19 protein-coding genes and 1 pseudogene are annotated in these 20,705 nt (G+C 72.0%); 6 read left to right on the plus strand and 14 right to left on the minus strand.

The features are described 5' to 3' along the window. Positions 1–117: 117 nt before the first annotated feature. The 6 genes from AB0F15_RS42030 to AB0F15_RS42055 form a co-directional block, all read right to left on the minus strand. Positions 118–1,131, minus strand: a complete 1,014-nt coding sequence (locus tag AB0F15_RS42030; RefSeq protein ID WP_360282975.1) for an ABC transporter permease — start codon at positions 1,129–1,131, stop codon at positions 118–120. Further along, positions 1,128–2,651 carry a sugar ABC transporter ATP-binding protein gene (locus AB0F15_RS42035; protein WP_360282977.1) on the minus strand — a complete coding sequence of 508 codons (1,524 nt, stop codon included), beginning with the start codon at positions 2,649–2,651 and terminating at the stop codon, positions 1,128–1,130. Before AB0F15_RS42035 ends, AB0F15_RS42030 begins: the two co-directional genes overlap by 4 nt. After that, positions 2,648–3,682, minus strand: a complete 1,035-nt coding sequence (locus tag AB0F15_RS42040; RefSeq protein WP_360282979.1) for a sugar ABC transporter substrate-binding protein — start codon at positions 3,680–3,682, stop codon at positions 2,648–2,650. Before AB0F15_RS42040 ends, AB0F15_RS42035 begins: the two co-directional genes overlap by 4 nt. Before the next feature lie 66 nt (positions 3,683–3,748). Beyond that, a complete protein-coding gene (locus tag AB0F15_RS42045) occupies positions 3,749–4,495 on the minus strand; it encodes an SDR family oxidoreductase (RefSeq protein WP_360282981.1) in 747 nt (248 codons plus the stop codon). Continuing rightward, positions 4,488–5,792: an enolase C-terminal domain-like protein gene (locus AB0F15_RS42050; RefSeq protein WP_360282983.1), complete on the minus strand. Its 1,305-nt coding sequence runs from the start codon at positions 5,790–5,792 to the stop codon at positions 4,488–4,490. The genes AB0F15_RS42045 and AB0F15_RS42050 overlap by 8 nt, the downstream gene beginning before the upstream one ends. Positions 5,793–5,794: 2 nt before the next feature. Further along, entirely contained in the window at positions 5,795–6,655 is an 861-nt protein-coding gene (locus AB0F15_RS42055) for a fumarylacetoacetate hydrolase family protein (RefSeq protein ID WP_360282985.1), read from the minus strand. A gap of 203 nt (positions 6,656–6,858) precedes the next feature. Here AB0F15_RS42055 and AB0F15_RS42060 point away from each other — a divergent pair, with 203 nt between their 5' ends. Further along, complete coding sequence (locus AB0F15_RS42060; protein ID WP_360282987.1) at positions 6,859–8,064, plus strand: multidrug effflux MFS transporter; 1,206 nt, start codon at positions 6,859–6,861, stop codon at positions 8,062–8,064. Here AB0F15_RS42060 and AB0F15_RS42065 read toward each other — a convergent pair. Further along, positions 8,054–8,308 (minus strand): hypothetical protein, encoded by a 255-nt coding sequence (locus tag AB0F15_RS42065; protein WP_360282989.1) that lies wholly within the window; start codon positions 8,306–8,308, stop codon positions 8,054–8,056. The two genes, AB0F15_RS42060 and AB0F15_RS42065, sit on opposite strands and share 11 nt — an antisense overlap. A gap of 54 nt (positions 8,309–8,362) precedes the next feature. Between AB0F15_RS42065 and AB0F15_RS42070 the strand changes: the two genes are divergently transcribed. Continuing rightward, positions 8,363–9,112 carry a MerR family transcriptional regulator gene (locus tag AB0F15_RS42070; protein ID WP_360282991.1) on the plus strand — a complete coding sequence of 250 codons (750 nt, stop codon included), beginning with the start codon at positions 8,363–8,365 and terminating at the stop codon, positions 9,110–9,112. Here the strand turns inward: AB0F15_RS42070 and AB0F15_RS42075 are convergent. Beyond that, on the minus strand, positions 9,081–10,304 hold the full coding sequence (locus tag AB0F15_RS42075; protein WP_360282993.1) for an FAD-dependent oxidoreductase: 1,224 nt from the start codon (positions 10,302–10,304) through the stop codon (positions 9,081–9,083). The two genes, AB0F15_RS42070 and AB0F15_RS42075, sit on opposite strands and share 32 nt — an antisense overlap. A 205-nt stretch (positions 10,305–10,509) precedes the next feature. On the opposite strand from AB0F15_RS42075, the gene AB0F15_RS42080 reads away from it, so the two are divergent. After that, on the plus strand, positions 10,510–10,713 hold the full coding sequence (locus AB0F15_RS42080) for a hypothetical protein (protein WP_360282995.1): 204 nt from the start codon (positions 10,510–10,512) through the stop codon (positions 10,711–10,713). Positions 10,714–11,249: 536 nt separating this feature from the next. Further along, on the plus strand, positions 11,250–13,034 hold the full coding sequence (locus tag AB0F15_RS42085) for a hypothetical protein (RefSeq protein WP_360282997.1): 1,785 nt from the start codon (positions 11,250–11,252) through the stop codon (positions 13,032–13,034). A gap of 154 nt (positions 13,035–13,188) precedes the next feature. Here AB0F15_RS42085 and AB0F15_RS42090 read toward each other — a convergent pair. Both AB0F15_RS42090 and AB0F15_RS42095 read right to left on the minus strand, forming a co-directional pair. Continuing rightward, a pseudogene (locus AB0F15_RS42090) lies at positions 13,189–13,437 on the minus strand (NAD(P)-binding protein); the annotation flags it as partial. A gap of 102 nt (positions 13,438–13,539) precedes the next feature. Beyond that, the gene (locus tag AB0F15_RS42095; RefSeq protein ID WP_360282999.1) at positions 13,540–14,862 is read right to left on the minus strand and encodes a PLP-dependent aminotransferase family protein; all 1,323 of its coding nucleotides are present in this window, start codon (positions 14,860–14,862) and stop codon (positions 13,540–13,542) included. Positions 14,863–14,935: 73 nt separating this feature from the next. Here AB0F15_RS42095 and AB0F15_RS42100 point away from each other — a divergent pair, with 73 nt between their 5' ends. Continuing rightward, positions 14,936–15,592: an O-methyltransferase gene (locus AB0F15_RS42100; protein WP_360283001.1), complete on the plus strand. Its 657-nt coding sequence runs from the start codon at positions 14,936–14,938 to the stop codon at positions 15,590–15,592. A gap of 2 nt (positions 15,593–15,594) precedes the next feature. On the opposite strand, the gene AB0F15_RS42105 is transcribed toward AB0F15_RS42100, so the two are convergent. Then, positions 15,595–17,454 carry a transglycosylase domain-containing protein gene (locus tag AB0F15_RS42105; RefSeq protein ID WP_360283003.1) on the minus strand — a complete coding sequence of 620 codons (1,860 nt, stop codon included), beginning with the start codon at positions 17,452–17,454 and terminating at the stop codon, positions 15,595–15,597. A 73-nt stretch (positions 17,455–17,527) separates the two neighbouring features. After that, complete coding sequence (locus AB0F15_RS42110; RefSeq protein ID WP_360283005.1) at positions 17,528–18,253, minus strand: GntR family transcriptional regulator; 726 nt, start codon at positions 18,251–18,253, stop codon at positions 17,528–17,530. 167 nt (positions 18,254–18,420) lie between these two features. Here AB0F15_RS42110 and AB0F15_RS42115 point away from each other — a divergent pair, with 167 nt between their 5' ends. Beyond that, positions 18,421–18,597 (plus strand): hypothetical protein, encoded by a 177-nt coding sequence (locus AB0F15_RS42115; RefSeq protein ID WP_360283007.1) that lies wholly within the window; start codon positions 18,421–18,423, stop codon positions 18,595–18,597. A gap of 69 nt (positions 18,598–18,666) precedes the next feature. Here the strand turns inward: AB0F15_RS42115 and AB0F15_RS42120 are convergent, their stop codons facing one another. Next, positions 18,667–20,034: an L-serine ammonia-lyase gene (locus AB0F15_RS42120; protein ID WP_360283009.1), complete on the minus strand. Its 1,368-nt coding sequence runs from the start codon at positions 20,032–20,034 to the stop codon at positions 18,667–18,669. 14 nt (positions 20,035–20,048) lie between these two features. Then, the coding region (locus AB0F15_RS42125; protein WP_360283011.1) for a lipoyl synthase at positions 20,049–20,705 on the minus strand (657 nt) is incomplete at its 5' end.

The following is a 20,705-nucleotide window of genomic DNA, read 5'->3' on the forward strand; positions in this document are numbered from 1 at the left end:
CCCCACCCCCGCACCCCCCACCACCCCCCCGCGGGGTGTGTGTTGGTTTAGGGGGCTAAAAACCAAAAAACCCCCCCCACGACAGTCTCGGAACGTCGGATCTTCACCGGGCGAGCATCAGGTTTGGGGCTTGCCGCCCGCGTACCGGGCGATGATCAGCGCGACCAGGATGATGGCGCCGTAGATCGCGCCCTGCCACTCCGCCGTCACGTGCGCGTAGTTGAGCAGGCTCGACACCGACGCCAGCAGCAGGACGCCGGTGAGGGCGCCGACCAGGGTGCCCTTGCCGCCGTCGAGCGAGACGCCGCCGATCACCGCCGCCGCGAAGACCTGCAGGATCATCCCGGAGCCCTGGTTCGCGCCCAGCGCGCCGACATAGCCGGTGTACGCGAGCCCGCCGATCGCGGCGAGGATCCCGGCGACGACGAACACCGCCCACGCGATCCGGTCGACGCGCACGCCCGCCGCCCGTGCGGCCTCGCGGTTGCCGCCGATCGCGTACAGCGCGCGGCCGACGCGGTGGTAGCGCAGCACCCAGCCGGCGACGGCGAACAGCAGCGCGGCCAGCCACACCGACATCGGCAGCCCGAGGAACGTCGTCGTCGCCAGGTCGGTGAACGAATCCGGCAGGTTGAACAGCGTCTTGCCCTTGGTCGAGCCGACCTGCACGCCGCGGAGCACGGTGAGCATGGCCAGGGTGACGATGAAGGCGTTCAGCTTCAGCTTCACGATCAGGAAGCCGTTGACGAACCCGACCAGCGCCCCGCACAGCGGGATCACCAGCAGCCCGACCGCGGCGGGCAGCTCGACGCCGAAGCCGGCCGACGCCGCCGGGATCACGACCATCGCGCCCAGCGCGGGCGCCAGGCCCATCGTCGATTCCAGCGACAGGTCGAACTTCCCGGTGATCAGCACCAGCGACTCGCCCAGCACGACCAGCGAGAGCGCCGCCGAGGCGGTCAGGATGCTGACGATGTTGCTCCAGCCGACGAACGTGTCGTCGACCAGGCCGCCGATGACGAACACGACGATCAGCGCGGGCAGCAGTGCCAGTTCGCGGAGCCAGACGGCTTTCCGGCGGCGCGGTGGCGCGGGGAGCTCCGTCTGCGGAGAGGTCATCACGTCGGTCACGAAAGCTCGACTCCTTCGATGTCGGCCACGAGGTCGCCGTCGGACCACCCGGCCTGGTGTTCGGCGACCACGGCCCCTGCGCGCAGCACCAGGACCCGGTCGCTCAGGCGCAGGTCGTCGAGCTCGTCGCTGACGATCAGCACCGCCTTGCCCTCGGCGCGCACCCGGTCGACGACCGCGAGCAGCGCCTCCTTCGACTTCACGTCCACCCCCGCGGTCGGGTTGATCAGCACCACGACCCGCGGATCGCCGATCAGGGCCCGGGCCAGCACGACCTTCTGCTGGTTGCCGCCGGACAGGTCCGACACGGGCTGCTCGGCGCTCGCGGCCACGATGTCGTAGTCCTTCAGCGCCTGCGACGCCCTCGCGTACCGCGCGCTCGGTGACGCGATCCCGCCGCGGCCGATCCTGTCCAAAATGGACAGGGTGGCGTTGTCGGCGATCGAGTGCCCCAGTACCAGGCCCTCGTGGTGGCGGTCGCGGGGAACGCAACCGATCCCGGCCTTCAGCGCGGCCGGGATGTCGCCCGGCCGCAGCGGTGAGCCGTCGACCCGGATCGTGCCCGCCGACGGCGTCCGCAGCCCGTAGACCGTCTCGGCGACCTGGTGCTTGCCGCTGGCGTTGCTGCCCGCGAGCCCGACGACCTCGCCGCGGCGGAGCCGGAACGAGACATCCCGGAAGCCGTCACCGGACAGCCCGTCGACCGCGAGGATCTCGGCCGCGTCGGCGTCGAGGGCCTCGCGGGAAGCGGCGTCGCGGACCGACAGGCCACCCGGCTCGCCGGTCATCGCGTCGACCAGTTCCGCGCGGCCGACCTCGCCGACCGGCGCGGTGAGGATGTGCTTCGCGTCGCGCAGGACCGTGACGGCCTGGCAGACCTCGTACACCTCGTGCAGGTGGTGCGAGATGAACAGGAACGTCACCCCGCCCGACTGCATCTGGCGCATCCGCTCGAAGAGCCGCTCGATGGCCTGGCTGTCCAGCTGCGCGGTCGGCTCGTCGAGGACGATGAACCGGGCGCCGTAGGACAGCGCGCGGGCGATCTCGACGAACTGCCGGTCCTCGACCGAGAGGTCCCCGGCCGGGGTGTCGACGTCGACGTGCACGTCCCACGAGTCGAGCAGCTCGCGGGCCTTGCGCCGCAACGACTTCCAGCCGATCGAGAACCCGCCGCCCGCCTGGCGGTTGAGGAACAGGTTCTCGGCGACGGTGAGCTGCGGGACGACCATCGCGTGCTGGTACACGCAGGCGACGCGCGCCTTCCAGTCGTCCTGCCTGGTCAAGGGCGGGGCCGGGTCGCCGGCGAACTCGACGTGCCCGGTGTCCGTGGCGGACAGACCGGTGAGGATGGAGACGAGCGTCGACTTGCCGGCCCCGTTGCGCCCGACGAGCGCGTGCGACTCGCCGGGGTGCACGGTGAGGCTGACGTCGTGGAGCGCCACGGTGGGGCCGTAGCGCTTTCCGACTCCTACGGCGCTGACCACCGGGACGGCGGATTCGCCGGCGGGCAGCGCGGTCACAGGTTGTTCCCCCACAGGGCCTTGTCGTCCACGTTGGCCTTGGTGATGACGGGCGCGGGCAGCTGGTCCTCGAGGATGCCGGGGCTGATCTCGACGATGGTGCTGTCGTGGTCGGTCGGGCCGGGCTTGAACGTCTCGCCCGCCATGGCCTTCTTCAGCCAGTACAGACCGTACTTCGCGTACGCGTCGGCCGGCTGCGACACGGTGGCGTCCAGCTCGCCGGCGCGGATGGCGGCCAGTTCCTGCGGGATGCCGTCGTTCGACACGAGCACGATGTGCTTCGGGTCCCCGACCGGGAAGAACAGGTTCTTGCGCTTGAGGGCCTGCTCGGTCGGGGCGAGGTAGACGCCGCCGGCCTGCATGTAGACGCCCTTGATGTCCGGGTTCGCGGTCAGCATGCTGTCCAGGCCGGAGGACGCCTTGTCGGCCTTCCACTCGGCCGGGATCTCCAGCACCTGGATGCCCGGGTACTTGGACTTCATGCAGTCGCGGAAGGCTTCCGAGCGGTCGCGGCCGTTGACCGAGGCCAGGTCACCCATGATCTGCACGACCTTGCCGGACTTGACCTTCTCGCCGATCGCGTCGCAGGCCTTGGTGCCGTAGGCCTTGTTGTCGGCCCGCACCACCATCGCGACCTTGCCGCTCTCGGGAGCGACGTCGACCGCGACCACCGGCACGCCCTTGTTCTCCGCCTGCTTGAGCCCGGCGACGATGGCCGCGGAGTCCAGCGGCGTCACGACCAGGCCCTTGACGCCCTGGTTGAGGAAGGTGCCGATGTCGGTGATCAGCTTCGCCGGGTCACTGTCGGCGTTGACCGTCGGGAGGACGTCGACACCCTCGGACTTCGCCATCTGGGGCACGTAGTTGTTGTAGGCCTGCCAGAACGGCGAGGTCAGCAGCGGCAGCGTCGCCCCGACCTTGCCCCCGGCGTTGCCGCCGCCCGCGGCGGGGGCCGCGGCGTTGTCCTTCGTGGACCCGCAGGCGGCCAGCACCAGGCCGCAGACGGCGGCCGTGGCGGCCACCTGGATCACTCTGGTACCGAATCCGAATGGCACAGTACGCACCGCATCCTCCTTGATGACAGCGGAAACCAAGTCTTATTGGGGTTGAACCGGACCGCGAGGACGCAGGCCGTACATGCCGCCGTCGACCGCGAGCGCGGTGCCGGTGGTCGACGCGGACAGCGGGCTCGCCAGGTAGGCGATCGCGCTCGCGACCTCGTCCGCGGTGACCAGCCTGCCCATCGGCTGACGGGCCGCCAGTGCCGCGCGTTCGGCCGCCGGGTCTTCGGCGGCGTCGAGGAGCCGGCCCACCCAGGGGGTGTCCGCCGTGCCCGGGCACACGCAGTTGACGCGGATCCGGTCGGGCAGGTGGTCGGTCGCCATGGCCAGGGTCAGCGAGAGCACGGCGCCCTTGCTGGCCGAGTAGAGCGCGCGGTTGGGCAGGCCGGCCCAGGCCGCGATGGAGCAGGTGTTGACGATCGCCGCGGACGGCGAGTTCTTGAGGTGCGGCAGCGCGGCGCGCGCGAGCCGGACCATGCCGACGACGTTGACGTCGAACACGCGGTGCCATTCGTCGTCGTCGTTGGCCGTGACGTCGCCCTGCGCGCCGATCCCGGCGTTGTTCACCAGGATGTCGAGGCGCCCGAAGCGATCCACGACGGCGTCGATCGCCGCGCGCACTTCGTCGTCCGAGCCGACGTCACAGCGGAAGCCGTCGTCGCCGGGTTTCAGGTCGAGGACGGCCACCTGGGCGCCGCGTTCGGCCAGCAGTGCCGCCACAGCCTTGCCGATCCCCGAGGCGCCGCCGGTGACGGCGGCCACCAGGCCCTCGAATTCACTCACTTGCGGTCTCCGTCCACTCGGGACCGTCCGGGAACCGGAAGCGCCGCAGCGTGGCGTCGTGCATGCGCGCGGAGAACCCGGGTGCGGTCGGGGCCAGGTACCGGCCGCGCTCGACGACGGCCGGGTCGGTGAAGTGCTCGTGCAGGTGGTCGACCCACTCGATGGAGCGGTCCGCGTCGGTGCCGGACACCGCCACGAAGTCGAACATCGACAGGTGCCGGACGAGCTCGCAGAGCCCGACGCCGCCGGCGTGCGGGCACACCGGCACGCCGAACTTGGCGGCCAGCAGCAGGATCGCCAGGTTCTCGTTGAACCCGCCGACGCGGGCGGCGTCCAGCTGCAGCACCGAGATCGCGTTCGCCTGCAGCAGCTGCTTGAAGACCACGCGGTTCTGGACGTGCTCACCGGTGGCGACGCGGATCGGCGCAAGCGCTTTCGCGATGGCCGCGTGGCCGAGGACGTCGTCCGGCGAGGTCGGCTCCTCGATCCAGTACGGGTCGTACGGCGCCAGCGCGGTCATCCAGGTGATGGCGGCGGAGACGTCCCAGCGCTGGTTGGCGTCGACGGCGATCCGGATGCCGTCACCGACCGTCTCGCGGGCGAGCTTCATGCGGCGGACGTCGTCCTCGAGGTTGCCGCCGACCTTCAGCTTGATCATCCCGAAGCCGTCCTCGACGGCCTGCTCGGCCAGCCGGACGAGCTTCGCGTCCGCGTACCCGAGCCAGCCGGGTGACGTGCTGTACGCGCGGTAGCCGTCCGCCTCGAGCCGGGCGGTGCGTTCGGCCCGGCCGGGCTCGGCGGCACGCAGGATGTCGAGAGCTTCGGTTTCGGTGAGCGCGTCGGACAGGTACCGGAAGTCCACGAGGCTCACGAGTTCTTCGGGGGTCATCCGCGCGGCGAACTTCCAGACCGGCAGGCCGGCGCGGCGCGCGGCGAGGTCCCACGCGGCGTTGACCACCGCCCCGACCGCCATGTGCGCGACGCCCTTTTCCGGGCCCAGCCAGCGGAACTGCGAGTCGCCGACGAGCGTGCGCGACAGGTCGCCGAGCGCGGCGGCGTCCTCCGGGACCTGCCGGCCGACGACGTGCGGGGCCAGCGCGCGGATCGCGGCGGCCTGGACGTCGTTGCCGCGGCCGATGGTGAACGCGAGGCCGTAGCCGTCCGGGCCGCCGTCGGCGTGCAGCACGACGTAGGCGGCGGAGTAGTCCGGGTCGGGGTTCATCGCGTCCGAGCCGTCGAGCTCCCGGGAGGTGGGGAACCGGACGTCGAGGACCTCCATGCCGATGATCTTCGCCATGGTCAGGCCTGCCTCGCGGTCTGGCGTTGCCGGCCGAGGCCGTCGATCTCCAGCTCCACGACGTCGCCGTCGCGCAGGTAGGGCTTCGGGTCGGGCTGCCCGAGCGCGACGCCCTCCGGGGTGCCGGTGTTGATCAGGTCGCCCGGCCGCAGCACCATCACCTGGCTCAGGTGGTGGACGATCTCGGCCACGCTGAAGATCATGTCCTTGGTGGAGGAGTCCTGCTTCTTCTCGCCGTTGACCCACAGCCGCAGGCCGAGGTCCTGCGGGTCGGGCACCTCGCTCGCCGGGACCAGCGCGGGACCGAGCGGGTTGAAGTTCTCGCAGGACTTGCCCTTGTCCCACTGGCCGGCGCGGAACTGCAGGTCACGCTCGGAAAGGTCGTTCGAGACGACGTAGCCGGCGACGTGGTCCAGTGCCTCCTCGACGCTGCCGAGGTAGCGGGCGGTCTTGCCGATGACGACGCCGAGCTCGACCTCCCAGTCGGTGCTGACCGAGCCGCGCGGGATGAGGATGTCGTCCGCGGGGCCGACGACGACGTCCGGCGCCTTCATGAAGACGACGGGCTCGGTCGGCGGCGTCGCGCCGGTCTCCTCGGCGTGGCGGCGGTAGTTCATGCCGATGCAGACGACCTTGCCGGGCTGGGCGATCGGCGCGCCGACGCGCAGGCTGTCGACAGTGTCTTTCGAAACGCGCGGCAGTTGTCCGGCGGCGAGCGCGGCGGCCGCGCGCGCGATCCCGTCCGCGGCGAGGAAGCCGCCGTCGACGTCGGCGGTCAGGCCGCCCAGCTCGTAGGTCGTGCCGTCGTCGGCCCGCACGAACGGACGCTCACTTCCCGGCTCCCCGAGACGCACCAGCTGCACGGATCTTCCCTTCGCCCACGCCGACCAGACATCCGATGTATATCGCAGTCGCGACCGCCGATCCAGAGTCATCGCCGAATCGGGCGCAAATTGATCGGATCAGTCGCGGTTTACCCCTGGGCTGATCACCGGGTGTCACCGGTCACAGCCGGAATAGCCCGGGCGCGCTCGCCGCTGGTCTGATCAGGGGCGAAAGGACGCGGATGACCACCACGGCGGAACCTACCGCGCCCAGCGGACGGACGCAGCTGAAGTTCGTCCTCGTCCTGGGCGGCCTCACGGCCTTCGGGCCGCTGTCGATCGACATGTACCTGCCCGCGCTGCCTCGGATGGCGAACGACCTGCGCGCGGCGGACAGCACGGTCCAGCTGACGCTCACTGCGTTCATCGTCGGGCTCGCGCTGGGACAGCTGGTCCTCGGGCCGCTGTCGGACGCACTGGGCCGCCGCCGCCCGCTGCTCGCGGGGCTCGCCTTGTACATCGTGGGCTCGGTGCTGTGCGCGGTCAGCCCGGACGCCGGGTTGCTGGTCGCGGCGCGGCTCGTGCAGTCCCTCGGCGCCGCGGCGGGGATCGTGATCGCGCGCGCGACCGTGCGAGACCTGTACTCCGGCACCGCGATGACGAAGTTCTTCTCGACGTTGATGCTGGTCAGCGGGCTGGCCCCGATCCTGGCGCCGCTCATCGGCGGGCAGCTGCTGACCTGGACGTCCTGGCGCGGGGTGTTCGTCGTGCTGACGGCGTTCGGCGCGCTGCTGCTGGTCGTCGTGGTGTTCTTCCTGCCGGAGCCCTCTTCGCAGCGGTCCCCCGCGCGGCTCGGCCCGGTGATGCGGACCTACGGGCGGCTGGTGCGGGACCGTTCGTTCGCGGGGTACGCGCTGGCGTCGGGGCTGTTGTTCGCGGCGATGTTCGCCTACATCTCGGGGTCGTCGTTCGCGCTGCAGGGCGTGTACGGCCTGAGCCCGCAGGCGTACAGCGTGGTGTTCGGGGTGAACGGCGTCGGGATCGTGCTGACGGGCCAGCTCAACGGCCGGCTGGTGGGCCGGGTACCCGAACGTGCACTGCTGCTTTCCGGGCTGCTGCTCGGGGTGCTCGGCGGGGCCGCGGTGCTGGTTTCCGTGGTGACCCACGCTCCCTTGGCCGTGCTGCTGGTGTCGATGTTCCTGCTGGTGTCGAGCATCGGGCTGGTGACGCCGAACGCGAGTTCGCTGGCGCTGGCCTCGCACGCGCGCTCGGCGGGGGCGGCCTCGGCGTTGCTCGGGGTGCTGCAGTTCGTCGTCGGCGCGGTGGCGACCCCGCTGGTCGGGCTGGGTGGCCCCGGCACGGCGGTGCCGATGGCCGTGACCATGGCGGGGTTCGCGGTACTGGCGTTGACGGCTTTCCTGGCCTTGACGCGGGAGGTCACTCCCTGAGCAGGCGTTCCAGCTCGGCACCGGCGGCCTCGTGGCCGGCGTCCGCGATGCGCTGAAGCTCCAGCAGGTCCTTCGCGGCGACCGCCCGGCGGGTGAGCAGCTCGCCGGCCCGTTCGCCGCCTTCGTCCAGCAGTTCGCTCAGCTCCTCGACGTCCCCGCGGGCGTCGGCGAGGTCGGCCAGCCGGTCGAGCGCGGTCTCGTTGCCCTCGTCGGCCAGTGCGCGCAGGGTCTCACGGTCGGTCATGCGACCATGGTGCACCCTTGCCCCTGGGGCAAGGTCAAGTGCGACGATGGCCGGATGCTCACCATCGGACAGCTCGCCGGCTACGTCGGGGTGACGACCAAGACGATCCGCGTCTACCACGCCAAGGGCCTGCTCCCCGAGCCCGGCCGCGACGCCTCGGGCTACCGCCGGTACCGCGCGGCCGACGCGGTCGAGCTGATCAAGATCCGGACGCTCGCCGAGGCCGGCGTCCCGCTGGCCCGCATCCGCGAGCTCCGCTCCGGCGGCGGGCTGCCGGAGGCGCTGCGCCGGATCGACGCCGACCTGACCGCCCGGATCCGCGGCCTGCAGGACACCCGGCAGCGGCTCCGGCAGCTGGCCGGCGGGCAGCTCGCCGCCCTGCCGGAGCCCGTGGTGACCTACCTCGGGCAGCTGCCCGGCCTCGGGTTCAGCGATCGCTGGGTGGCGCTGCAGAGCGACCTGTGGCTGCTGGTGTTCGCCACCCACCCGGAGACCGCGCGCACGACGTTCCGCGACCAGGCCGCGATGGTGGCCGACCCGGCCCTGCGTGCGGTGATCCTGGAGTACGACCGGGTGCACGACCTCGACCCGCACGACCCCCGCGTCGACGCGCTGGCCGGGAAGATCCTCGCGGCGACCCGCGCCCGCTACGGCGAGGATCTGCCGTCCTACGAAGCGGGTTCCGCGATCCCGGCACTGGTGCAGGGCGCGGTCAACGCCTCGTCCCCCGCCTGGCGGCGGCTCGACACCCTGCTGCGGGAAGGCCTGGGTGTCAGGCCAGCGACGCCAGCTCCGCCGTCTTGAGCTGCTCCGCCGTGACCTTCGCGCTGCCGTCCACCAAGGCTCCCAGCGCATCCCCGTCGTCCCACGTGTTCACGTTCATCGCCGCGGCCACTTCGCCCTCGCGCAGCCAGAACGCCGTGAACTCCCGGGAAGCCAGATCGCCCCGGATCACCAGCTCGTCCGACACCGGGTCGGCTGAGCCGCGGTATTCGCACCCCAGCTCGTACTGATCCGTGAAGAAGTACGGCGACGCCAGGAACGGCTCGTTCTCCCCGAGCAGGTTCCGCGCCACGTGGGTGCCCTGGTCCTTCGCGTTCGCCCAGTGCTCCACGCGGATCCGCCGGCCGTACCGCGGGTGGAAGTGAGCCGCGATGTCGCCGACCGCGTACACGTCCGGGGCCGCCGTGCGCAGGGCCGCGTCCACGCACACGCCACCGTCGTCGGCGAGCTCCAGGCCCGCCGCGTGGGCCAGCTCCACCCTGGGTGCCGCGCCGACCGCGATCAGGACCACGTCGGCCGTCAGCTCTTCGCCGCCGCTCAAGCGGACGCCGCGGACGCCGTCCGGGCCGCCCGTGATCTCCGCGACCTGCTCGCCCAGGCGCCAGTGCACGCCCTTTTCCGCGTGCAGGTCCCGGAAAACCCCGCCGATCGTCTCGCCGACCACGTTCGCCAGTGGCACCCGCACCGGGTCGACGACCGTCACCTCCGCGTTGTGCGTCCGGGCCGCCGCGGCCGCTTCGGAGCCGATCCAGCCGGCGCCGACGATCACCACGCGCTCCGCCGCGGCGAACGCCGAACGCAGCGCGAGCGCGTCGTCGAGGGTGCGCAGCGTGTACAGGCCGGGCAGGTCGCCGCCGGGCACCGGCAGCCGGCGTGGCCGGGAACCGGTCGCGAGCACGAGCCGGTCGTAGCGGTGCTCGCCGCCGGCGTCGTCCAGCACCAGCCGCGCGCCCGGCTCGATCCGGGTCGCCGTGACGCCCGCGCCGAACCGGATGTCCTTCTCCGCGTAGAACTTCTCCTCGTGCACCCAATCGGGTTCGTCGGTGGTGCCCTGCAGCACACCCTTCGACAGCGGCGGCAGCTCGTACGGGCGGCGCGGATCAGCGCCCAGCAGCAGGATTTCGCCGGGATACCCGCGTTCTCGCACCGCGGCTGCCGCGGACGCCCCACCGAGGCCCGCACCGACGATGACGATCTTGCGCGGTTCCGGCATCCGTACCTCCTGTGAACGGCTCGTGGACCGGACGCTACTCCCGAACCGGCTCCGCCACGACCCGTGGATTACGCCGAAAATCCGCAAAGCGCAAGAGAAAACCGGCGAGTAGGCAGATCGGGTGAACCCGCGTCATAGCACCACCGGAGCCCGCTCCCACCCTCACAGAGCACGACCACGACAAGGGAAGCGGAGGGCGGCGACCATGAGTCGGGGTGAGTGGTCGATCGGCTGCCGGGATCTGGCCGGCAGGCGCAGGGACGTGACGGTGTTCGTCAGCAACGACAAGGTGGTGCTGGTCGCGCCGCCGGGCGAAGCGGCGGTGCTCGGGCCGCTCGACGTCGGCAGGCTGCGCGCCGCGCTGCGCGACGCGGTCGTGGCGACGGCCGACGACGAGACGGACCTTTGACCAGGTTCGAGCGGGGTCCGGCGGAAGAAACCGGCGGAAGGGTCCGGCCATGACGACCTGCTCGATCCGGCGCTCGGTGCCGGAATTCGCCCCCGGGGCGCGCCGCCTTCCGCGACGGCGTCGGTCGCGACGGCCGTGACCCGCCTTATCTGGCGCCGGCGTGCCTGATTTCCGCGAATTCCGCCGAAACGCTGGCACGCACGAGGCGGTACTCCTACCCTCGCGCGAGTCCCGTACACCCGTGCGGGCCTCTACTGGGGAGTTGGGAATGCCGGAAATCAGCACTGGGCAACGCCACGCCGTGAGCGACAAGACGGCCGAGATCGGTACCGCGAGGCGCACCCTCGGGTGACACCGGCCGGAGCCGGGCGTGTGCCCGGCTCCGGTTTCCGGCCGTCGGCGGAATGTTCCGCCCGGCCGGCGTTCCGGTACCCGAGGGCGCACCGGCGGGGCCGCCTGGTGCGGTTCACCGCGGTGACCGCCCCGGCCGTTACCATCCCTTCCCTGGTGTGCTCGAGAGCGGAAGGCGGCAAGGCGTGGACGTGGCAACTCCTGCACACGTCGGCGCGGCGCCCGCGCCGCGGAAGACCACCCGGCCGCTGCTGCGCCGGGGCATCCACGCCGGCTGGGTGGTGCTGCTCGCGCTGGCCACCGAACTCCGCGTCGGCCGCTTCGGCTTCCACCCGTCCGACCAGGGCTTCATCCTCGCCCAGGCGTGGCGCGTGCTGCACGGCGAAGTCCCGCACGCCGACATCATCTCCGCCCGCCCGCTCGGGTCCGCGGTGCTGCACGTGGCCGACTACGCGCTGCCGATGCCGCTGTTCTTCGGCTCCAGCTTCCTGGCCATGATCGAAATCATCGTGGCGACGATCGCGTTCGCCGCGCTGGTCACGCGGCGCCGGGTGCTCGACTGGGGCCCGGGGATGACGGGGTTGGTCGCGGCCGCGTCGCTGATCAACCTCAACGCCTTCCCCCTGATGGCCTGGCACACCGTGGACGGCATCGCGCTGACCGCGTGCGGTGCGTGGGCGCTGGACGCGGGCCTGAGCAGCGGCCGCCCGCTCGCCCGCCGCGGCGGGCTGGTGCTGCTCGGCTGCGCGGGGTTCGTCAAGCAGAGCTTCGCGCTCGCCGCGGTGATCGGCGTGCTGTGGCTGCTGCTGCACCCGGCGACGCGGGCCGGCGCGCTGCGCACGGCGCGCTGGTGGCGGCGGCTGGTCCTCGACCTCCTCTCGCTCGGCGCGCCGGGGCTGGCGTACGTCCTGTGGGTGAGCCTGGGCGGCGGGTTCGCCGCGATGGTCGACCAGGTCACCGGCGGCCTGCCCGCGTACGGCGAACGGCTGCTCGGGCTGTGGCTCGACCACCCGGAGGCGCTGACCACGGCACCGGTGCGGGAACTGAGCTTCTTCGCCGTGATCGCCGTGGTGCTCCTGGCCGTCCGGCTGCCCGGTGACCGGCTCGGTGCGGCCGGGCGGGTGGCGTCCTGGGTGCTGGTGCTCGCGGGCGCCGCGGCGGTGGTCTTGACCGTCGTCGACGGCCGGTTCACCGGCTCCACACGCTGGGCGGACGTCCTGTGGTGGATCGTCGCGGTCAGCGTGCCGGTGAACGCCGCGGTCCGGCGGCAGGTGCCGTGGGCCGGGCTGCTCGTGCTCGCGACCGGGTTCATGACCAGCCTGTCCTGGGGCAACGACACCCCGACGCTGCTCACCGGCACCCTGGCACTGACGACGTTGCTGCTGCTGAGCGACCTGGTCCCGGCCCGGCCGGCGCGGCGCTGGGTCACCGCCACCGCCGGGCTGACGGCGGTGGCGGTCTGCGGCTGGGCCGTCGTCGCGCGGCACGACCAGGCGGCGTACCTCGACGTCGGGCACGACCGGCTGACCGAAGACCTCGGCGCGGTCACCCCGGCGATGGCGGGGATCCGCACGAACCCGTCGACGTTCACCTTCGTCCGGCAGATCCGCGACTGCCTGGACCGCTTCCCGGCCGCGCGGACGGCGATCCTGCCGAACAGCCCGTTCGCCTACCCCGCGTTCGGCCTGCGCAACCCCTTCCCCCTCGAATGGCCGCTGCCGCTGGAGATCATCGGCGACGCGCCCGCGCGCATGCTCGCGACGGCAGACCGGCTGAACCGCGAAGGCGGCTACCTGGTCCTGTTCGAGACGGATGCGTACCGGATGCTCGCGACGGGCGGCCCGGTACCGGAGTCGATCCCGGCCGACACGCCGGTGTTCGACTTCCTCGGCCTGGAGAAGGCGATCCAGGCCCGGCTCACGGGCCGCGTCGTGACGTGCGGCAGCTTCGTCGGCAAGTACGCGCCCTGAGGGCTCAGCGGTTCCGTTCGCGCCCCGGGAACTGCTCGAACAGCTCCCGCGGGACCTCGCCGTCTCCGAAGAGGCTTTCGAGGAGGACGGCCTCGTCGACCGGGTTCGCGCTGCGGGTGAACATGGCCTCCTCGTACTCGGCGAGGGCCGCTTCCAGGTTCGTGACGACGGTGCGGCCGTCGGCGAAGCCGACCTCGTGACGCCCGTCGCCGAGCGTGCTGGCCCGGGTGGCCTGGTGTCCCCAGTGGACGGTGTCCGGCGGGAGCGCGTCGAGCATCCCGCCCTGCAGCTGGGCCGTCGGGGACGGCTCGGCTTCGTACACCGTGGCCGGGACGCCGTGGACGTGCAGGACACGGGCGAGGGTGAGGCCGCCGAGACCGGCGCCGACGATCGTGACGTGCATGGGTGCTCCTTCGGATCGGTTGGCGACTTCCGAAGGCTGACGCGGGACGCCGGCGCGGACCGCACACCGGGCTGGCACCTGCCGGCAGGCACTGGCACGCCGTCAGTCGGTCGCCAGGTCGTCCGGGCTGCCGCTCGCCAATCCCGCCAGGACCTCGAGCGCCGAAGCCAGCGCTTCCACCGGCGGAGCCGACACCGCGAGCCGCACGGCGTTCGGGGCGTGCCCCGGCAGCACCGCAAAGGCCGCCGCCGGGGACAGCGCGATCCCGCGGCGCGCCGCCGCCGCGACGAACGTCTCCGCTCGCCACCGCTCCGGCAGCTCCCACCAGCGGTGGTAGGAGGCCGGGTCGCCGCGCAGTCCCGGCAGCTTGTCCGCCACCACCGACGCCCGCACGGCGGCGTCACGGCGTTTCGCGGCCTCGATCTCGGCCAGGGTGCCCGTCACGATCCACTGCGTCGCCGCCTCGACGGCGAAGCGCGACGCGGCCCAGGCCCCCGAACGCACCGACGACGCCAGCCGGGCGGTCCAGGACGGCGGCGACACGAGGAAGCCCGCGGTCAGGCCCGGCGCGACCCGCTTGGACAGGCTGTCGACGAACACCGTGCGCTCCGGCGCGTACGCGGCGAAGGGGCGGACGTCGTCACGCAGGAACGTGTAGATGCCGTCCTCGATCACCGGCAGGTCCAGCCGGGCGGCGACCTCGGCGAGCGCGGCGCGGCGCTGCGGGGGCATCGTCGTGCCGAGCGGGTTGTGCAGGGTCGGCTGGACGTAGAGCGCGCGCACCGGCCCGGCCGCCGCGAGCGCCGCCGGCACCAGCCCGGACGCGTCGGTTTCGATCGGCACCAGCTCCACGCCGAGCCGCGACGCGAGGGCCTTCACCACCGGGTACGTCAGCGACTCCACCGCGAGCCGCTCCCCCACCGGCACGAACGCGGTGATCGCCGCGGCGAGGGCCTGCCGTCCGTTGCCGGTGAACAGCACCGTCGCCGGGTCCGGCCGCCAGTCGCCGCGGGCCAGCACGCCGGCGACGGCCGCCCGGGCCACCGGGGTACCCGCGACGCCGATCGGGTGCAGGGCCGCGGTCAGGACGTCTGCGCGCAGCAACGGTTCCAGCGCGCCGGCCAGCCGCGCGGACTCGCCCGGCAGGACGGCGAAGTTGAGCTCGAGGTCGACGCGCGCGTCGCCGGGCTCGGCGAGGGCGGGTTCGGGCGGTGGCTTCGCCGCACGGACGAACGTGCCGCGGCCGACCTCGCCGACGGCCAGGCCGCGCCGGACGAGCTCGCCGTAGACGCGGGCGGCGGTGGAGCCGGCGATGCCACGCTGGCGCGCGAAGCGGCGCTGGGGCGGGAGCCGGTCGCCGGGGCGGAGGCGACCGGCTTCGATGTCGGCGGCGATGGCGTCCGCGACGACGCGGTAGTCGTCCATGTCACCTTCGCTTCCGCCGGGAACGCCGTCGGCGAGCATGATCCCACCGGGCTAGATTGGCGGTGGAGGTGCCATGACCGACCAGATCTGGACCGAAGTGGACGACTACCTCGCCGGCGCGCTGCTCGCCCCCGACCCCGTGCTCGACGCCGCACTGGCCGACGCGGACACCGCCGGGCTGCCGCACATCGCCGTCGCACCCAACCAGGGCAAGCTGCTCCACCTGCTGGCCCGGATGGCGGGCGCGCGGACGATCCTGGAGATCGGCACGCTCGGCGGGTACAGCACCATCTGGCTCGCCCGCGCCCTGCCGGCCGGAGGCAAGCTCGTCACCTGCGAATACGACCCGAAGCACGCCGAAGTCGCGAAGGCCAACCTGGCGCGCGCCGGGTTCGGCGAAGACGTCGTCGACGTCCGGGTCGGCGCCGCGCTCGACACGCTGCCGACGCTGGCCGGGCCGTTCGACTTCGTGTTCATCGACGCCGACAAGGTCAACCTCGCGAACTACCTGCGCGCCACGCTTGACCTCTCCCGGCCGGGCACCACGATCGTCGTCGACAACGTCGTCCGGCAGGGCCGGGTGGCCGACCCGGACGACGACGACCCGAACGTCCGCGGGGCGCGCGAGCTGATCGACCTCCTGGCTTCCGAAGACCGGATCGACGCGACCGCGGTCCAGACCGTCGGCGGCAAGGGCTACGACGGGTTCGCGCTGGCCCTGGTCCGCTGAAGTCACCGCGGCCACGCGGCCGCCGTGAACGCGCGGCGGACGTCGGCCGGGACGCCGTCGCCGGTCACCTTCCGGCCGCTCGCGTCCTTGAGCCGCCGCTCGTCGTCGGAGCCGATCCAGACCGCCGTCGCCAGCTGCGGGGTGTAGCCGACGGCCCAGGCATCCTGGTAGTCTGGGCTGGTGCCGTGCTCGGCCTCGCCGGTGCGCAGCGCCGCCGGGCCGCCGTCCGTGCGCAGGGCCGCGGTGACCTCGCCGGCGATGCGGCGGCTCGCGTCGTCGTCGCCGAACGCCGGGCGCGTGGTGTCCGGGTGCTCCCAGACGACCGAGCCGCTTTCGTCGCGCACCTTCGCCACCAGGTGCGGGATGGCGCGCCGGCCGTCGGCGGCGAAGGTCCCGTAGGCGCCCGCGACGTCGAGCGGCCGCAGGGGGTACCGGCCGATCGCGATGCCCGCTCCGATGAGGAAGCCGTCCTTCTCGCGCAGCGTCGGTGCACCGTCGACGGCGTCCGGGATGCCGGCCTCCCGCGCGGTGTCGCTCAGCGCGTCCGGCCCGAGCTTCTTCGCCAGCCCGACGAAAGCGCCGTCGGCGTGCTTCGTCAGCGCGGTGCGCAGGGTGCACCGCGGGCCGCAGACGTCCGGGTACTGGAAGGTCTCGCCGAGGAAGTCCAGCTTCGACGGCGACGGAACCGGCTGCTCCGGGACGTAGCCGCGACGCAGCGCCGCGGCGAACGTGAACGGCTGGAACGCCGAGCCGAGCGCGTGCGGGGTGCTCGCGTAGTCGCGGACGCCCTGGTCACCGCCCTGGTAGGCGCGGACGCCCCCGGTTTTCGGGTCGACCGCGACGACGGCGCCCCGGAACTCCCGCGGCTCGCCGGCCAGCCTGTCCCGCAACGCCTTCTTCGCGGCGTCCTGCATGCCGCGGTCCAGCGTCGTCTCGACCGTCAGGGTGCCCTGCTGGAGCCGCCCGAGCGGGAAGCCGTCCTGTTCGAGCTCGGCCAGGACCTGCTGCTTGACGTGGAATTCGTCGTAGGTGAGCCGGCCCGCGCGGGTCTCCGACGGCGGCTGGACCTCGGCGCCGGGGTAGGCCATCGGTTCGCCGCTCCCCACGTACCCGCGGCTCACGAGCTTGTTCCGCACGTATTCCCAGCGTCGCGCGGCGTGGACGTCGCCGGAGGCGGCGGGGTCGTGCACCGACGGCGACTGGATCATCCCGGCGAGGAAGGCGGCTTCGCTCCAGGTGATCGAGTCGGCGAGCTTCTTGCCGAAGTAGGCGTTCATCGCCGCCGCGGGCCCGAACGTGCCGCGGCCGAAGGAGATGATGTTGACGTAGCTTTCGAAGATCTGTTCTTTGCCCTGCTCCTGGGTGATCTTCGTGGCCAGCACGAGCTCGGCGAACTTGCGCCCGATCGTGGCGTCGTCGTCGCCGGTGGACTTCTTGATGTACTGCTGGGTGATCCCGGACCCGCCGCCGACGCCGGTGAGGAACGCGCGGCCGATGCCGGTCGGGTCGAAGCCCTGGTTGTCCCAGAAAGTCGGGTCTTCGGTGGCGATGATCGCGTCCCGCAGCTTCGCGGGCACCCGGGAGTACGGGACGAACATCCGGTCGCCGTCGGCCGGGATCACCTTGAACAGCTCGGATCCGTCCGCGTACTGCAGGACGACCGTCTTGCCGAGCCCGGCGAGGACGTCCTGCGGGCTGCGGACGTCGAGCACGAGGTAGGCGACCCAGAAGGCGATCAGCGGGACACCGATCAGGGCGCCGAGCGTCCAGCCCGCGATCCGCCGGACGCGGCGCCATCTCCGGCGCCGGGGGGTGTCCGGCTTCGCGGGGGTCTCGTGGTCTTCCTGCGTAGGCAAGGTCACGAACGGATGACGGCCGGACGGGTGAGAGGGTTCTGTGGAGAACCCACGGAGGTTGTTCGAATCCCGTGAAGGCTCAGGACAGGAAGGCGCGCAGCAGCGAGGCCGTGCCCTCGATGTGCTCCGCCATCGCCCGGCGCGCGGCGGGCGCGTCGCCGGCGAGGATCGCGTCCACGATCGCCTCGTGCTGGGCGTTCGAGTGCTCGAGGTTGGGCGGGAGCAGGGGGATCCGGTCGAGCAGCTGGTTGACGCGGGTGCGGGCGTCGGCCATCGCCGTGGTCAGCGAGCCCGACGCCGTCACCTCGGCGATGGCCAGGTGCAGCCGGGAGTCCTTGCGGCGGTAGTCGTCGAGTTCGGCGCTCGCGGCCTCGGCGAGCGTGCCGGTGAGGTGCTGCCGGTCGGCCGGGCTCAGCGACCGCGCGGCGGCCATCTCCGCGGCGCCGGTCTCGAGGACGTAGCGCAGGCTCAGCGCGTCTTCCAGCGAGACGGCGTCGACCTTGCCGCTGGGTGACCGCTCGGGCGGTGCGGGCAGGCTTTCGTTCACGAACGTGCCGCCGTAGCGCCCTCGGCGTGACTCGACGTAACCGGCATCGGCGAGCGCGCGGATGGCTTCGCGCAGCGTGACGCGGCTCACCCCGAGCCGCTCGGCGAGCTCGCGTTCGGACGGCAGCCGCTCCCCCGCGCCGACCACGCCCAGCCGGATCGCCTGCAGCAGCCGCTCGACGGTCTCCTCGAAGGCGTTGCCGGTGCGCACCGGCCGGAACAGCGCTTCGCCGGCGTTCACCACCGAGGTCGACTCCATCCCGCGAGTCTAGGCGGGCCGGCCGGCCACGGGCAGGCACGGACCCGGGGCGGCGATCACCGTGTGTTCGCGGTGCGGAAAACCGGTGGCCCGCACGGGCACTCTCGGCGACGATGGGGTCACCGACACCGAACATCGACGCAGGGGGCGATCCGGTGCATTTTCTGATGGCCGAGGATCTGGTGCACGAACGCGAGGGCGAGCTGCGCCGTGGGGTCCGCAACCGCCCACCAGGCCGGGCCACGCCGCGGCGCCACGCAGGGACGAAGCGACAACAGCTGGGCTGGACGCTGGTGGAGGTCGGGCTGAAGCTGGCGTCAGCTCCGGAGGACCCCCGGAGCTGACACCAGCCCGCCACTTTCACGTGAAAGCTCCGCACCGAGACCGTCGCTTTCACGTGAAAGTGGCGGGCTTCAGCACTCGATGACGTTCACCGCCAGGCCGCCGCGGGCGGTCTCCTTGTACTTCACGCTCATGTCCGCGCCCGTCTCGCGCATCGTCTTGATCGCCTTGTCCAGGGTCACCACGTGGCTTCCGTCGCCGCGCATGGCCATGCGGGCCGCGTGGATGGCCTTCGAAGCGCCGACCGCGTTGCGCTCGATGCACGGGATCTGGACGAGGCCGCCGACCGGGTCGCACGTCAGGCCCAGGTGGTGCTCGACGCCGATCTCGGCCGCGTTCTCCACCTGTGCCGGGGTTCCGCCGAGGACCTCGGTCAGGCCCGCGGCCGCCATCGCCGAAGCCGAACCGACCTCGCCCTGGCAGCCGACCTCGGCGCCGGAGATCGAGCCCGTCTGCTTGAGGATCGAGCCGATCGCGCCCGCGGTGAGCAGGAACGTCACGATGCCGTCGTCCGACGAATGCCGGATGAACCGCTGGTAGTAGTGCAGCACGGCGGGGATGATGCCGGCGGCGCCGTTGGTCGGCGCGGTGACGACGCGGCCGCCCGCGGCGTTCTCCTCGTTGACCGCCAGCGCGTACAGGCTCACCCAGTCCATCGCGTACAGCGGGTCGTCCGCGCCGTCCTCGGCCAGGAGCTTCTCGTGCAGCGCACGAGCCCGCCGCGGCACCTTGAGGCCGCCGGGCAGGACGCCGTCGTGGACACAGCCGTTGCGGACGCATTCGGCCATGACCGCCCAGATCGCGAGGAGCCCCTCCCGCACTTCCGCAGCGCTGCGCCAGGCGAGCTCGTTCTCCAGCATGATCTCGCTGATGGGCCTGCCGGTCGACGCGCAGTGCGCCAGCAGGTCCGCGCCGGTGCGGAACGGGTACGGCACCGGCGTCGAGTCCTCGACGAACACCGCGTCCGTTTCGTACGACTCGTCGCGGACGAAGCCGCCGCCCACCGAGTAGTACGTGCGCTCGCGCACGAGCGAACCGGCCGCGTCGAACGCGCGGAACACCATGCCGTTCGGGTGCGCGGGCAGGGACTTGCGGCGGTGCATGGTGAGGTCGGTGTCCTCGTCGAAGCCGATCTCGTGCGTGCCGCCCAACAGCAGCCGCCCGGACTCGCGGATGTCCGCGACGCGGGCCGCCACGGTGTCGGTGTCGATCTCTTCGGGACGTTCGCCCGACAGCCCGAGCAGGACGGCTTTGTCGCTGCCGTGGCCGAAGCCGGTCGCGCCGAGCGAGCCGAACAGCTCGGCCTGGACCCGCGCGGTCCTGCCGAGGTCGGCGCCGAGTCCGTCCACAAAGGTCAGTGCCGCCCGCATCGGCCCGACCGTGTGGGAACTCGACGGGCCGATGCCGACGGAAAACAGGTCGAAGACGCTGATCGCCATTGATCCGCCCCTTCCTATCGGGCCAGCAGTGAGCTGGCCTCTTGCGAGGCCGGGCCCTGGTCGGCGAGGTGCGCCAGGTTTTCCGGCAGCTCTTCTCCACGGTAACGCTTGGTCTGGGCGTAGAGCCGTCCGGCGCGGTACGACGAACGCACCAACGGCCCCGCCATCACCCCCGCGAAACCCATCGCTTCCGCAGCGCGGGAGTGCTCGACGAACTCCTCCGGCTTCACCCACCGATCCACCGGGTGATGCCGCGACGACGGCCGCAGGTACTGCGTGATCGTCAAAATCTCACACCCTGCGTCGACCAGATCCTGCATCGCCGGAGCCACCTCATCCGGCGTCTCACCCATACCCAGAATCAAGTTCGACTTCGTCACCAAACCGGCCTCACGCGCCGCCGCGATCACTTCCAGAGACCGAGCGTAACGGAAACCCGGACGAATACGCTTGAAAATCCGCGGAACCGTTTCCACGTTGTGCGCCAACACCTCCGGCCGCGAACCGAACACCTCGGCCAGCTGCTCAGGGACGGCGTTGAAATCCGGGATCAACAGCTCCACACCCGTACCCGGGTTCAACGCGTGAATCTGCCGCACCGTCTCCGCATACAGCCACGCACCACCATCAGCCAGATCATCACGGGCCACCCCGGTCACCGTCGAATACCG

The sequence above is a fragment of the Amycolatopsis sp. NPDC026612 genome, from assembly GCF_040638285.1.
Lineage (GTDB): Bacteria > Actinomycetota > Actinomycetes > Mycobacteriales > Pseudonocardiaceae > Amycolatopsis.

Excerpts from the sequence above, each read along its gene's own strand:
- AB0F15_RS42095 (WP_360282999.1), bottom strand. The coding sequence starts at position 14,862 with ATGGACGACTACCGCGTCGTCGCGGACGCCATCGCCGCCGACATCGAA.
- AB0F15_RS42080 (WP_360282995.1), top strand. The coding sequence starts at position 10,510 with ATGAGTCGGGGTGAGTGGTCGATCGGCTGCCGGGATCTGGCCGGCAGG.
- AB0F15_RS42100 (WP_360283001.1), top strand. The coding sequence starts at position 14,936 with ATGACCGACCAGATCTGGACCGAAGTGGACGACTACCTCGCCGGCGCG.
- AB0F15_RS42110 (WP_360283005.1), bottom strand. The coding sequence starts at position 18,253 with ATGGAGTCGACCTCGGTGGTGAACGCCGGCGAAGCGCTGTTCCGGCCG.
- AB0F15_RS42065 (WP_360282989.1), bottom strand. The coding sequence starts at position 8,308 with ATGACCGACCGTGAGACCCTGCGCGCACTGGCCGACGAGGGCAACGAG.
- AB0F15_RS42060 (WP_360282987.1), top strand. The coding sequence starts at position 6,859 with ATGACCACCACGGCGGAACCTACCGCGCCCAGCGGACGGACGCAGCTG.
- AB0F15_RS42115 (WP_360283007.1), top strand. The coding sequence starts at position 18,421 with ATGGCCGAGGATCTGGTGCACGAACGCGAGGGCGAGCTGCGCCGTGGG.
- AB0F15_RS42070 (WP_360282991.1), top strand. The coding sequence starts at position 8,363 with ATGCTCACCATCGGACAGCTCGCCGGCTACGTCGGGGTGACGACCAAG.
- AB0F15_RS42050 (WP_360282983.1), bottom strand. The coding sequence starts at position 5,792 with ATGGCGAAGATCATCGGCATGGAGGTCCTCGACGTCCGGTTCCCCACC.
- AB0F15_RS42075 (WP_360282993.1), bottom strand. The coding sequence starts at position 10,304 with ATGCCGGAACCGCGCAAGATCGTCATCGTCGGTGCGGGCCTCGGTGGG.
- AB0F15_RS42120 (WP_360283009.1), bottom strand. The coding sequence starts at position 20,034 with ATGGCGATCAGCGTCTTCGACCTGTTTTCCGTCGGCATCGGCCCGTCG.